Annotated in this window: 10 protein-coding genes; 4 read left to right on the plus strand and 6 right to left on the minus strand. The window is 65.0% G+C overall.

The window, feature by feature from the left end; all coding sequences use genetic code 11:
- Positions 1 to 3: 3 nt before the first annotated feature.
- Genes P1K30_RS12190 through P1K30_RS12205 form a run of 4 tightly spaced genes read right to left on the minus strand, consistent with a single transcriptional unit; the run spans position 4 to position 4,613 of the window.
- Positions 4 to 1,176 (minus strand): sensor histidine kinase, encoded by a 1,173-nt coding sequence (locus P1K30_RS12190; protein WP_275633016.1) that lies wholly within the window; start codon positions 1,174 to 1,176, stop codon positions 4 to 6.
- A gap of 1 nt (position 1,177) precedes the next feature.
- Entirely contained in the window at positions 1,178 to 1,639 is a 462-nt protein-coding gene (locus P1K30_RS12195; RefSeq protein WP_275633017.1) for a response regulator, read from the minus strand.
- Positions 1,636 to 3,885: a sensor histidine kinase gene (locus P1K30_RS12200; RefSeq protein ID WP_275633018.1), complete on the minus strand. Its 2,250-nt coding sequence runs from the start codon at positions 3,883 to 3,885 to the stop codon at positions 1,636 to 1,638. The genes P1K30_RS12195 and P1K30_RS12200 overlap by 4 nt, the downstream gene beginning before the upstream one ends.
- A gap of 5 nt (positions 3,886 to 3,890) precedes the next feature.
- Complete coding sequence (locus P1K30_RS12205) at positions 3,891 to 4,613, minus strand: response regulator (protein ID WP_275633019.1); 723 nt, start codon at positions 4,611 to 4,613, stop codon at positions 3,891 to 3,893.
- Between the two features lie 249 nt (positions 4,614 to 4,862).
- Between P1K30_RS12205 and P1K30_RS12210 the strand changes: the two genes are divergently transcribed.
- Positions 4,863 to 5,816: an aldo/keto reductase gene (locus P1K30_RS12210; protein WP_275633020.1), complete on the plus strand. Its 954-nt coding sequence runs from the start codon at positions 4,863 to 4,865 to the stop codon at positions 5,814 to 5,816.
- Between the two features lie 168 nt (positions 5,817 to 5,984).
- Complete coding sequence (locus P1K30_RS12215; protein WP_275633021.1) at positions 5,985 to 6,758, plus strand: siderophore-interacting protein; 774 nt, start codon at positions 5,985 to 5,987, stop codon at positions 6,756 to 6,758.
- Positions 6,759 to 6,785: 27 nt separating this feature from the next.
- Here the strand turns inward: P1K30_RS12215 and P1K30_RS12220 are convergent, their stop codons facing one another.
- Positions 6,786 to 8,678 carry an ABC transporter ATP-binding protein gene (locus tag P1K30_RS12220; RefSeq protein WP_275633022.1) on the minus strand — a complete coding sequence of 631 codons (1,893 nt, stop codon included), beginning with the start codon at positions 8,676 to 8,678 and terminating at the stop codon, positions 6,786 to 6,788.
- The gene (locus P1K30_RS12225) at positions 8,675 to 10,534 is read right to left on the minus strand and encodes an ABC transporter ATP-binding protein (protein ID WP_275633023.1); all 1,860 of its coding nucleotides are present in this window, start codon (positions 10,532 to 10,534) and stop codon (positions 8,675 to 8,677) included. The genes P1K30_RS12220 and P1K30_RS12225 overlap by 4 nt, the downstream gene beginning before the upstream one ends.
- 437 nt (positions 10,535 to 10,971) lie before the next feature.
- On the opposite strand from P1K30_RS12225, the gene P1K30_RS12230 reads away from it, so the two are divergent.
- Together P1K30_RS12230 and P1K30_RS12235 are read left to right on the plus strand one after the other, a co-directional pair.
- Complete coding sequence (locus P1K30_RS12230; protein ID WP_275633024.1) at positions 10,972 to 12,372, plus strand: calcium-binding protein; 1,401 nt, start codon at positions 10,972 to 10,974, stop codon at positions 12,370 to 12,372.
- A 264-nt stretch (positions 12,373 to 12,636) separates the two neighbouring features.
- Positions 12,637 to 12,993, plus strand: coding sequence for a COG4315 family predicted lipoprotein (locus tag P1K30_RS12235; RefSeq protein WP_275633025.1), 357 nt, complete (start codon positions 12,637 to 12,639; stop codon positions 12,991 to 12,993).
- Positions 12,994 to 13,012 lie beyond the last annotated feature (19 nt).

Below are 13,012 nucleotides of genomic sequence, written 5' to 3' on the forward strand. Positions count from 1 at the left end.
CGGTCACGCCACGTTGCTGTTCGGGGCGGGGGCCGCGGCGGGCGTGCCGGTCGCAGATATGCTGGCAAGGTGCGCGCCGGGACCACCGGGATCGGCGGCGATCGGAACCTGAACCTGTCCCAGCAGAATGTGGAACTGGCTGCCGCCGTCCGGATCGGGGGCGCACCAGATGTGCCCGTCATGGCGCTGTGCGATCTTGCGGCAGGTGGCAAGGCCAAGCCCGGTGCCGGCGGGCCGATTTGTGCCGTCGATCCGGCGGAACGGCTCGAAGATGCGCTTGCGATAGCCTTCCTCGATGCCGGGCCCGTTGTCGGCCACCACCAGATGGGTCGCACCGTTTTCGGCGGTGGCTGAAACGGTGATCCGCGGAGGTGCACCGCCGGCGTATTTGATCGCGTTGCCGATCAGATTTTGCAGAAGCTGGACGATCTGGGCGCGAATGCAGCACAGGGTGACGTCGCCGCCGTCGACCCGGACCTCTGCGCCGCTTTCCGCGATTTCTCCGGTCAGGGCGGTGGTCGCTTCCGAGACCAGCGTCGATACGCTGATGTCTTCGGTCGTGGTTGCCCGGTCGTTTCGGATGTGATCGGCAAGACAGTCGATCAGATTGCGCATCTGCCGGTTCGCCCGCTGGACGAAATCGACCGCCTCGCGTGCGGCGTCGATGTCGCCGTTTCGAAGATCCTCTTCGGCTTGATCGCCGAAAAATGCGACGGCCCGGATCGGGGCCTTCAGGTCGTGCACCAGCGTGTCCGAAAACAGTTCCAGTTCGGTGCGCTGTTCTTCCAGTTGCCAGCGCAGCCGCGCGGCCTGCACGCTGTTTTCAAGGATCCGGGTCACCGCGTTCGCGTTGAGCGACCGTTTCGGAATGTAGTCCGTCGCGCCCTGCAGGATCGCGGACTTTGCAAGATCCTCGTCCCCCTGACCGGTGACAAGGATCACGGCACTGCGTGGCCACCGCTGTAACGCCGGCGTCACCAGTTCCAGCCCATCCGCATCGGGCAGGCGGTAGTCCATGAAGATCGCATCAATGACATGCGCGGCCTGATCCAGCATTTCTGCCCGGCAGCTGGCTTCGTGGACCGTCACGTCCAGACCGCAGGCAGCTATCAGGCGTCGGATCATCTTGCGGTCGGCATCGTCGTCATCGACAACCAGTACGCTCAGTCGTGCCATCTCAGTCTCCCGCACCGCCGCCCATGTCGGGCAGTTCGACAAGCCGCCAGAAGTGGTTGATCGTGGTGACAAGGCTGCCGAAGTCCCGGCCCGCCTTCTGTTTCAGGATATAGCCGGCCACCTGATAGGCGTAGGCGGCGGTGACGTCGCGATCGTCGGCGCTGGTGCTCATGACGAAGGCGACAGCGCGGTGCAGGTCGGGATCGTCGCGGATCTTCCGCAACAGTTCGATCCCGCCCATCCGCGGCAGATTAAGATCGGCGATCAGGACATAGTTCCGCGGTGCGCGCCCGCTTTCGCCCCGCAAAAGGGCCAGTGCCTCGATCCCGTCGCGCACGCGGAGGATCGAGCATTGCCCGTCAAGCCGCGCGAAGGCGCGGGTCACGGCCTTCGCGTCGCCGTCGTCATCCTCGACAAGGATGATGCTCAGGGGGCTGTCGATCACGTCATCCTTGCGGGTCATGCGGCCATCTCCCCAACCAGAGGCACGCGCGGCCAGAACAGGCGGAAACACGTACCGCGCGTCCCGTCCGATTCCACGGTGATGCGGCCGCCGACCACGTCAGCCTGTTTGCGCACCATCGCCAGCCCCATACCGCTGCCTTCGACCGCGTCGCGGGGGCGCAGGGTCTGGAACAGCTCGAACACTTTCTCATGATACTCGGGTGCGATGCCGGGGCCATCGTCCGTTACCGTGAACTCGTACCCCTCGGGGGTTTCCGCGACATCCAGCCGAACCTCTCCGGTGTCGCGGTCGTGGTGCTTGATCGCATTTCCTACGAGGTTCAGAAGGACCGTTTCGAGCGGCATGCGCGGCACCGAAATCCCGGCAAGGTCTGCGCCGGTCTCGAACCGGAACCCCGGCGGCAGGTCGATCAGTCCGCGCAGTGCCTGTTCCAGTTCTGTGCCAGAGATCATCTGCGACGTAACCGGAACCCGGCCGATACGCGAATGGGCCAGCAGATCGTCCAGCAGCCGTTCCATCCGGACCACGCGGTTGCGCAGTATCGTCATGCTTTCGCGCGTGTCGTCCGTCATGTGCTCTTCAAGGTCCTCTTCCAGCCACCGCGACGCGTTGTCGATCACGCGCAGCGGCGCCTTCAGATCGTGCGAGGCGACGTAGGCGAACCTGTCCAACTCCTCGTTCGAGCGCGACAGCGCCTCGATCAACACCTGCATCCGGCGGCTTTCGACCCGTTCCGAGATGTCGTGCACAACGCCGATGAAGTGGGCCGCGCCATCGTACACGGCGCGGCTGATCGTGATTTCCAGCGGCACCCGGGTTCCGTCCTTCCGGACCCCGTGGATCGTACGGTTGAACCCCATCTTTCGGCGGCTAGGCACCACGGCTTCGCGGACGAATCCGCGATGGGCCTCGCGGATTTCCGTTGGCACCAATAGCGACAGGTCGCTCCCGATCAGTTCGTCGCGGGAATAGCCGAACAGGGCCAAGGCGACCGGGTTCGCCTCTTCGATGCGGCCCTTCGAGTCGACGGAAAAGATGGCGTCGGCGACGCCGTGAACCATCGCCTTCGACCGGGCGCTTTCGCGGATCAGATCGTCGGCCATGTGCCGGAAGGCCCGGGCAAGGTCGCCGACCTCATCACGCCCGGCGGGAAGGTCGGGCAGCGGTGTCCCGGACGCCCGGTAGGCGCGGATCGCATCGGACAACCTGTGCAGCGGCTGGGTCAATTGGCGGCCAAGGACAAAGGACAGCAGGGCGGCCAGCGCGGTGACGACGGCGCCCGCCGCGATCTCCAGCCCGAACACCCGATGCGCGGGGGCTTCCAGCACGCTGAGCGGAAGCGCGGTCTGGATGAACAGCGAAAATGGTCGATCGGGACGCTCTTCGAAGACCGGCACGGTGACGACCGCCGCACTGTCCGTGCTGACCAGCCGCCCGTCGGCGGCGGGCAGCAGGGCGGCGTGCAATGGAGGGGTCCACCCGGGGTAGGTGTGGAACCGAAGATCCGACACGCCGTCGCCGGTCCACGTCATGTGATCAAGCGCGCTTGTCACGGCTGTAACAGTGAAGTCCGACCCAAGGTTCGGCGTCGCCGTCAGAAGCAGTTTCTCGTAGTCCGCGTTGATGACCAGTGCGCCGAACAGGCTGCCGCCGGCATCATGCACCGGCACCACGTAGCGTATGGTCGGAGGCCCCTCGTCCCGGCCGTGTTCACGGTTCAGCGTCACGTTCGAGAAATAGGGCCCGGTGTCGGTGCCGGACCGTATCGGGGCAAGGTAGGGTTCGTTGCCCTTCGCCTGAAGGTCCGCGTCTGCGACCACCTGCACGTCGTCGCCGTTGCGGTCGGCGCGCACAAGTTCGGTCCAGTTGTCGTCCATACCGATATAGCGGATCTGGGTGAAATGGGGTGTGTTGTGCAGAACCGCGCTGAAGATCTGCGCCAGACGTTCCCGCCAGAGTTCGGCAGAGGTGCCGTCCAGCGGATCAAGCCCGTCGGGCGCGCGCATCGCGCGGATCAGCCCCGGCACCGGTGGCGTGCCGGACAGGCTGTGGCCGTCCCGCTGCATCCGGCTGAAGGCATCCTCGATCCGTTCGGCATACAGGGCGGCGCGGGCGTTGAGATAGCGCCGCGCCTCTGCGTTGCCCTGAACCCGGACGAAGTGTGCCGACATCAGCGCGAACAGCACCGAAACGAACACGGATGACACGACACCTGCCAGTGTGATTTTCGAACGCAGTCTCATGCGGGCTAACCCTGACCGTGCCGTCCGGCCGGTCCCTCGATGGGGTGGGTGCCGTCAGCGATCGCTTTCAGTTCGTCCAGGAACCGTGCGAGTTCGCCGCAGGACCGGGTGACCACCAGCGTGTCCTTGCGCATCTCTGGGTCGCTTCCGGCGCTGTTCCGGATGCGCCAGACGCCGTGCATCATCTCCGTCAGGATGGATTGCAGTTCCGGCGCACTGGTGGTCAGGAAACTTTGCAGCGCGGTGCCAAGGTCGCCGACCTGCTGGTTCCCGGCAAGCGCAGCAAGCAGGATGCGCCGTTCGAACGCGCCGGTGATCGCCTTGCGCAGCATCTCGGGCCCGAGTTCTTCCTTGATGATGTAATCGGAACAGCCGGATCGCATCGCTTCGATGATGACGTCGTGCTGGCCGACGCTTGTCACCATGATCAGGATCGCATCGCCCTGAAGCTCGTGCGCCTTGGCGATCTGCAGGGCGTCCAGCCCGGTGTCCATTCCAAGATGATAGTCGAGGAAGATCACCTGATAGGGGCGAACGTCGAGTGCCGCGCGAAACTCTTCCAGTGTGGCGGCCTCTGAATAATCCGGCTGTAGACCAGCCTTGCCGCAGACCCGCCGCAGACGCAGCCGGTCGATTTCCTGGTCGTCCAGGATCAGCACCGCTGGAGGAGCCTCGCCCGCGCCGTTGAATTCATGCAGCGCCATCGCCGCCGTGCTGTCGTGCCGCATCCCAGAACCTCCGATATTCCCCCGCGTCGGACGCTACGCCATCGCCGGTTAAGTATCGGTGAACTCCAGACGGCTCCTTTGCGCGGATACCGGCCCGAATGACGTGGGCGGGCAGGTGCGAAGTGGCCGATGCAAACATGGACTGTGCGTCACTGCGGGTTGCATCGCGCCGTCGAAAACTAACTGTCTCAAAAGACGGCAGCCGCACCCAAGGGTCGGGCCGTCCCCGAAAACCACAGGAGACAGATCATGGAAAAAAGACCTTTGGGAAGCACCGGCTTCCAGATCGGGCCCATCGTGTTCGGCGGCAACGTGCTGGGCTGGACGACGGACGAGGCCGAAAGCTTCCGTGTTCTCGATGCCTTCGTCGATCATGGTTTCGATGCCATCGACACCGCCGATGTCTATTCCGCGTGGGCCGACGGGCATTCGGGCGGCGAGTCCGAAGAAATGCTGGGCAAGTGGTTCCGGGCGCGCCCGGGGATGCGCGACCGGGTGAAGCTGTTCACCAAGGTCGGCAGCGACATGGGCGGCGCGGGGCAAAAGGGCCTGTCAGAGGCGTGGATTCTTCAGGCGGCAGACAAGTCGCTGGCTCGCCTTGGCGTCGATGACGTCGACCTGTACTTCTCGCACTGGCCCGACCTTGAGGTCACGCATTCCGAGACGCTGGGCGCCTATGACAAGCTGCTGAAAGCCGGGAAGATCAAGGCGATCGGCGCATCGAACTATGACGCTGCGCTGCTGACATCGGCGCTGGAAACCTCGCGCGCTGAAGGGTTGCCGAGCTATCAGGTGATCCAGCCCGAATACAACCTGTACGACCGTGACGCCGTCGATGGCGGCCTGCGCGACCTGTGCATGGCGAACGACATCGGCATCGTCACCTATTTCAGCCTCGCCGCTGGGTTCCTGTCCGGCAAGTACCGCTCAAAGGACGATCTGGAAGGTCGCAAGCGGGGCGGTATGGTCGAGAAGTACTTGAACCCGCGCGGTATTCGCATTCTCGATGTGCTGGAAGACGTCGCCGGTGCGCATGGGGCCAAGCCCGCCGAGGTCGCGCTGGCGTGGGTCATCGCGCGCGACGGTGTGACCGCGCCGATCGCCTCGGCCACCAGTGTCGCGCAGGTTGAAAGCTTTGCGAAGGCCGCCGAACTGAAGCTGTCGTCCGAGGATCTTGCGCGACTGACCGACGCTGGCGCCTGACGCCATCCCGTGCGGCGCGGGCGACTTGACACCCGGCGCCGCACGGCATTTCTGACACCCCGCGACGGAATTTCCCGTCGCGGCCGTATGACCCCCTACCGGCAAGCAATGCCGAGCCCCGACCGGGCCCGACGCCAGCCTCCAGTAACATCTGTGAAAGGCACCCCTATGCCCATTACCACTCGCCGAGTCCGGCACGAGATCCGTTTTCGCCGCACGACCGTCGTGTCCAATACGCGTCTGACCCCGGGCATGGCCCGCATCGTCGTTGAATCGCCGGACTTGAAGGGTTTCGTGTCGCTTGGTTTCGACGACCATGTGAAACTGTTCTTCCCCCGTCCGGGGCAGGACCTGCCGATCCCCACGTCGGGGGAACGCGGGCTGGAATGGCCGGGCGAAAAGCCCGAGATGCGGGACTTCACACCGCGCGCCTTCGACGCCGAGGCGGGCCGCCTGACGCTGGATTTCGTGCTGCACGACGAGGGCACCGCCGGGCCGTGGGCGTCCCAAGCCAAGCCCGGAGACCTGCTGGGTGTCGGCGGGCCGCGCGGGTCGTTCCTTGTCGAGGGCGAGACCGACTGGCACCTTCTGATCGGCGACGCGACCGCGCTGCCGGCCATCGCCCGCCGGATCGAGGAACTTCCGTCAGGCACCCGGATCGAGGCGATCATCGAGGTCGCGAACAACGACGAGATCCAGCCGTTCGCCGATCACGACGACCTGACGGTCCTGTGGCTGTGCCGCGACCGTGGCCAGACGCTGGGCGGCTATCTTGACGGCTTGAAGGATCTGCCCGAGGGCGAGGGCTTCGTGTTCGTCGCGGCAGAAGCCGGGGACGTGTCGAAGGCCCGCGCCCGGATGGAGGCGCTGGGCCATCCCGGCGAGAACCTGAAGGCGTCGAACTACTGGCGGCGCGAAACGGCCGAGGCAACGGCCCACTAGGCCGCAACGAAGACAGGGGCGCGTGGCCTAGGTGGCCATCGCCCGATCCGCATCGCTCAGATCGTCCGGCAGGTCGTCGAAGCTGGCATAGTTCAACGAATACAGCTTCGAATACAGACCGTTCTTTGCCATCAGCGCGTCGTGGTTGCCTTCCTCGATCAGCGATCCCTGTTGCAGCACCACGATCCGGTCGGCGTTGCGGATGGTCGCAAGCCGGTGCGCGATCACCAGCCCGGTGCGGCCTTCCAGCAGAGTCTGAAGCGCCTTCTGGATCAGCATCTCGGTATAGCTGTCGATGTTGGCCGTCGCCTCGTCCAGCACAAGGATCTTGGCGTCGGCCACCAGCGCACGGGCAAACGACAGAAGCTGCCGCTGGCCCAGCGACAGGTTGGACCCGCGTTCTTCCAGCATCGTGTCGTAGCCGTGGGGCAGGGCGGCGACGAAGTCGTGCGCGCCGACGGCCTTCGTCGCCTCGATCACGTCCTCGTCGGTCGCCCAGTGCGAGGAATAGCGGATGTTGTCCATAACCGTGCCGGTGAACAGGTAGGGCTCTTGCAGAACCATCGCGATGTGGCGCCCAAGGCTGTGTTGCGTCACGTCGCGCACGTCCTTGCCGCCGACCATCACGGCGCCGTCCTGCACGTCGTAGAAGCGGTGGATCAGCGACATCGACGACGACTTGCCGGACCCTGTGGGGCCGACCAGCGCGACCGTCTCGCCCGAGTTCACCTTGAACGACACGTCTTTCAGCACCGGGTGCTTGGGGTTGTAGCCGAAGGTCACGTTGCGGAACTCGACCGAACCGTCATCGTCCTTGGTCAGGGCCACCGCATCGGGGGCGTCCTCGACCGAGACCTCGACGTCCAGCACCTCGGTCAGGCGGTGGCCCGAGGCCATTGCGCGCTGCATCACCGAATACTGCATGGTCAGCGACCGGATCGGGTCGAAGAACCGCTGGATGTAGAACAGGAAGGCGACCATCACCCCGACCTCGATCCGGCCGGACACGACCATCAGGCCGCCCGCCACCACGACCACCGCCATCGCGATGCCGGTCAGGCTGTCCACGATGGGGATCATGATCTGCGCCAGCCGCGACGCGCGCAGGTGAGAGGCGTAATTGGTGTCGACCAGCTCGCCGTACAGCTTCGCGTTCAGCGCCGCCCGGTCCATCGCCTGAACGGCGCGCACGCCGTGGATCGCCTCGGCCAGTGCGCCGTTGGTGACCGAGTTCGCCTCGTGCGCGGCCATGAAGGCGGCGCGCGCCTTGGACAGCCACAGCACCCGCACGCCGAACAGGATCGGAAGCGCCATCAGCACCATCGCGGCCAGTTGCCAGTCAAGCCACAGCATGACGACGACAATGCCCACCAGCAGCAGGATATCCCCAACCGACATGATCGATGTCTCTAGAAATTCCTGCATCGAGTTCACGTCGCCCTGCAGCCGCGACATCAGGCGCCCGACCTCGGTCTTGTCCATGAAGGACAGCGACACGCGCTGCAGGTGGCCGAACATCTTGCGGCGGATGTCGAACAGGACGTGTTCCGCCATGCGGCCCGTCACACGTTCCTGCACCAGCGACGCGATGTAGTTGATCACGATGGCCAGCGCGAACAGTCCGACGATCAGGGTCAGCGTGCCCGGAGCCGCGTCGGCGGCCATGCCGTGGTCGATGGCGAAGCGGATCAGCAGCGGGATCGACAGCTGGGACAGGGTGAAGATGATCACCGCCGCGACAGCGATCCAGACGCGGTTGCGGTAGGGGCCGACAAAGTCCCAGATCCGCCGCACGACCTTGCCGTCGAAGGCGCGGCCGAAGATCTCTTCCTCGATCCGGTCCGAGCCGACAACGGCCCGCATCCGCGGGCGGCCGTCGTCGTGGGGGTCGCGGGGTTCGCCGGTACGGGTCGGGCTCATCGTGTCGTCTCCATCTCGTCCAGCACGTCGCCTTCGGGGCGCATCTGCAAGTCGTGCAGGGCGGTATAGCGGCCGCCGAGGGCCAGCAGTTCTTCGTGGGTGCCCTGTTCGACGACCTTGCCGTCCTCTAGGAACAGGATGCGGTCGGCGTGCATCAGCGACGCCAGCCGGTGCGCCACGATCAGGGTCACGCGATCCTTGGAATAATCCTTCATCGCTGCGCGGATACGGCTTTCGGTGCCCGCGTCGATGGCCGCCGTCGAGTCGTCGAAGATCAGCACGGCGGGTTCGGTCATCAGCGTGCGTGCGATCGACAGACGCTGCCGCTGGCCGCCCGACAACGACACGCCGCGCTCTCCCACGATGGTGTCGTACTTGCGCGGCAGGCCCAGCACATAGTCGTGCAGCTGCGCCGATTCCGCCACGCCCCGGATGCGACGGTCCTGCGTGTAGGGCTCGGCATAGGCGATGTTGTTCTCGATCGAGGTGGTGAACAGGAAGCTGTCCTGCTGCACCACCGCAACCGATTGCCGCACCGACGACAGGGTCACGTCGCGCAGGTCCTGCCCGTCGATGCGGATCGATCCCTCGGTCGGATCGTAGAAGCGGGGCAGCAGGTGCATCAGCGTCGTCTTGCCCGATCCCGGCGCGCCGACGATGCCGACCGTCTCGCCCTTGCGGGCGCTGAAGCTGATCCCCGACACCGCGCGCCGGTCGCCGGATCCGGCATAGGCAAACCCGACGTTCTCCAGCGTCAGCGTGCCCTCTGTGATCTCCAGGGGCTTCGCGCCCGGGGCGTCGTCGATCTCCATCGGCATGTCGAGCAGCGCGAACAGACGCGCGCCGGTGGTCGAGGCGCGGGCATAGGCGTTGACCATCAGGCCAAGCTGGCGCACCGGCATCTGCAGGATCGTCATGAAGGTCAGGAAGGTGGCCAGCGTACCCACGGTGATGTCACCGCTTGCCACCTGACGGCCGCCCACCAGCAGGACCAGCCCCATCGCGATGAAGAACGCCAGCGTCATCATCGACGTGTTCCGCACCCGCACGTCGACACGTTGGTGGCTGAGGTCCAGCGCGGTCTTCGACGCGCGGTCGAACTTGGCCATCTCGTGGTCGGCGGCGGCGAAGGCGCGCACGACGCGGATACCGGCAAGGTTCTCTTCCATCACCTGACTCAGAACGCCCAGCTTCTCCTGCAGCACCAGCCACGTCCGGCGCAGCGTCAGCTGCATGACCGAGCTGCGCCATGCGGCGAAGGGAACGAAGGACAGCGCCAGCAGACCCAGAACCACGTCCGTCGAGATCAGCATGAACGCCCCAATCCCGATCAGCAGGGCCAGCAGAACGGTGCGCACCAGAGCGGTCGAGAAGTACATCCGCACGCCTTCCAGATCGAGCATCCCGACCGTGATCAGGTCGCCCGAGTGGGTGCGGTCGTGGAACGAGAACGGCAGCCGCTGGATCTTGTCGTAGATCGCGTTGCGCAGGTCCCGCGCCAGCGCGTGGCCCACGGATTCCGCAGTGTAGTTCTGCACCAGAGTGAACAGCCCGCGCAGGACAGAGGCCACCAGCAGCGTCAGTGCGATCAGCACCAGTGCGCGGGTGTCCGCGCCGTCCCCGGCCATCGCCTGCGTCGCATCGACCGCGCGGCCAAGGATCAGCGGGATCGACAGCTGCATGCTGACCGCCGCGACCGTGGCCAGCATCGCAAGCGCGACACGGCCCGGGTATTTCAGGCACATGCGGGTGATCCGCGCGATGGCGCCCAGCCCCTGCTTGCGGTCGACGCTGTTCGTGCGGCGGAACTGGCGCGGGTCTGCGGCGTCCCGGGCCGGGGCTGTCTGATCTGTCATCTCTGTCTTCTCCCGCGGGCCGGGAACGGGCCGCGCAATACGGGGGCGGCCGGGACTGTCCGTCGCGTGTCTCGGATGTCGTCGAAACCGGGTCCGTGGCGCATGCACGGGCGAGGTTGAGGCGCGAGGGGCGATGGGGTGCGGCGGGAATCCGGCGTCAGCGGGACCGTAGACCATACCGATCGGAAGGTCGATACGTTCACGGTCTGCCTGCGAAACGTGCAAAGCCACGGCATTTGCGGCAATGGGGCGTGGCTTTTTTGACCCCAAGGTCAAGAAATTCGATAAATCCCGGTTTCGCCTCTTCAAATACAACGGTGGTTACAACGGTCCGTCCGGCCCTTGCGTGCTGGCGACGCTGATTGGGCGTCGTCTTTGGACATCACCCCTCCGCGCGCGCCCCCGCGCCCGGAGGGGAAGCAAGGGAAACGGACAACATGGCAATTTCGACAATCACCGGGCTTGTGGAAACGCAGCAAACCCCGGGTGCGAACGACACGATTCTGATCACGGACGGCGGCGCGCTGGTCTTCGGCGACGAAGCGGTCCTGACCAGCGGGGACGACGTCGTCGTCACCAACAACGGAGACCTCTTTGGCGGCATTCGCTCGACCGGTCTGGGCCTGACCGTCACCAACAACGGAGTTATGTCTGCCACTGACGTGAACGTCGTGGACGTCGGCAGCAACGGGAGTTCGGTGTCTAACCTGACCCTGACCAACACCGGCATCATCCAGTCGGCTGGCGACACCGGGCCGACGATTATCACCCAACGCGGCGGCAACGTGATCCACAACAGTGGCGAAATCATCGGGTTTGAGGATACTGCGATCCTTTTGTTCGCCGCGACCACCAGCGTTGCCGGCGGCGACGCGAACCGGATCGTGAATACGGGCACGATCGTGGGTGGCACATTCCGGTCGAACTCGGGCGCGCTGTTCCAGCATGGTTCGATCCAGACCAGCGAAGACCAGGACGTCGTGATAAATTCGGGCACCCTTGTCGGGAATGTCTTTCTTGGTTTCGGCGACGATATCTTCGACGGGCGCGGCGGTACTGTCGTGGGCAAAGTCAACGGCAGCTTTAACGACGACCTTTATATCATCGATGACGCGTCCATTCAGCTTGAAGAAAACGAGAACCTCGGCACCGATACGGTCCGGACTTACGTAAGCTATGCGCTGGAAGACAACTTCGAGATTCTCGAACTCGGCGGTGCCGACGATATCGACGGAACCGGCAACGGCCTGCAGAACGAGATTGCCGGCAACGACGGCAACAACCGGCTGTCGGGCGGCGGATCGCGCGACCTGATCGACGGTCGGGGCGGACATGACGTGATCGACGCCGGTCGCGGGGACGACATCGTCGATGGCGGTGAAGGCGACGACACGATTGCGGGCCGATCTGGCATCGACCAGTTGAACGGGGGCGAGGGCAACGACTGGATCTTCGGCGGGCTTGGCGCCGACCTCATCGACGGTGGCGACGGCAACGACACGCTGATCGGTGGTCAGGGTGCGGACGAGTTGACCGGCGGAAGCGAGCAGGACGTCTTCGTCTTCGCGCGGCTGTCCGACAGCCCCAACGGGGTGGGCGACACGATCACGGATTTTGAAACCGGTATCGATGCGATCGACCTGTCCGGTTTGTCGGGCGGCGGGCTGGACCTGTCGATCGGCGGCTCGTTCACCGGGAACGGTCCCAGCGCGCGCACCTTCGAGAACTCGTTCGGGGACACCGTGCTGCGGATCGACGTGGATGGCGACGGGTCGACCGACATGCGGGTCGATATCCTTGGCGTGCAGGGGCTGACCCTCGCGGATTTCATCCTGTAGCGGCCAGCCAAACCACACGCGGGCAGGGGGCGGACGGCCAAAAGTCGACCGCCCCTTTTTCTTTTGGAAGACCCAAAAAACAACGGTCACGCAGACACTTGGGCCCGATCTGACAACGGTGGCGACAACGGTGGCAAGCCACAAGGACACATCGGCTGTCGGTGTGGCGCGGGCGTGTGCGGACTGCAGCGTCCCTGACCCAGACCGCCGACGATTTCAACGCCCGGCGCCTTTGCCGGGCAGCAGACCCAAGGAAACGAGACAATGAAATCCTTTACCCTCATCGCCGCCGTTCTGGCCGCTTCAAGCTCTGCCGCTATCGCGGCGCCGGCCGGGCAGTCGAATGGCGTCCTCGCCGATGGTGACGGCATGACGCTTTACATTTTCGACAACGACACGGCGGGCACCTCGAACTGCTATGGCGGCTGCGCCAAAAGCTGGCCGCCGTTCATCGCCGCGGCGGGCGCGTCGGCCGAAGGGGCGTTCACCCTTGTCGAGCGCAAAGACGGCGCGATGCAGTGGGCCCTGGATGGTCAGCCGCTGTATTACTGGGCGGGTGACCGCAAGCCGGGCGACATCAACGGCGATGGCGTCGGCGGTGTCTGGCACGTCCTGAACTAAGCGTTTTCGAAGGCAGGAG

This window comes from Psychromarinibacter halotolerans, from assembly GCF_029168315.1.
Lineage (GTDB): Bacteria > Pseudomonadota > Alphaproteobacteria > Rhodobacterales > Rhodobacteraceae > Psychromarinibacter > Psychromarinibacter halotolerans.

Bases quoted from the DNA above. Each gene is read 5' to 3' on its own strand.
- P1K30_RS12190 (WP_275633016.1), bottom strand. From the start codon at position 1,176: ATGGCACGACTGAGCGTACTGGTTGTCGATGACGACGATGCCGACCGC.
- P1K30_RS12195 (WP_275633017.1), bottom strand. From the start codon at position 1,639: ATGACCCGCAAGGATGACGTGATCGACAGCCCCCTGAGCATCATCCTT.
- P1K30_RS12200 (WP_275633018.1), bottom strand. From the start codon at position 3,885: ATGAGACTGCGTTCGAAAATCACACTGGCAGGTGTCGTGTCATCCGTG.
- P1K30_RS12205 (WP_275633019.1), bottom strand. From the start codon at position 4,613: ATGCGGCACGACAGCACGGCGGCGATGGCGCTGCATGAATTCAACGGC.
- P1K30_RS12210 (WP_275633020.1), top strand. From the start codon at position 4,863: ATGGAAAAAAGACCTTTGGGAAGCACCGGCTTCCAGATCGGGCCCATC.
- P1K30_RS12215 (WP_275633021.1), top strand. From the start codon at position 5,985: ATGCCCATTACCACTCGCCGAGTCCGGCACGAGATCCGTTTTCGCCGC.
- P1K30_RS12220 (WP_275633022.1), bottom strand. From the start codon at position 8,678: ATGAGCCCGACCCGTACCGGCGAACCCCGCGACCCCCACGACGACGGC.
- P1K30_RS12225 (WP_275633023.1), bottom strand. From the start codon at position 10,534: ATGACAGATCAGACAGCCCCGGCCCGGGACGCCGCAGACCCGCGCCAG.
- P1K30_RS12230 (WP_275633024.1), top strand. From the start codon at position 10,972: ATGGCAATTTCGACAATCACCGGGCTTGTGGAAACGCAGCAAACCCCG.
- P1K30_RS12235 (WP_275633025.1), top strand. From the start codon at position 12,637: ATGAAATCCTTTACCCTCATCGCCGCCGTTCTGGCCGCTTCAAGCTCT.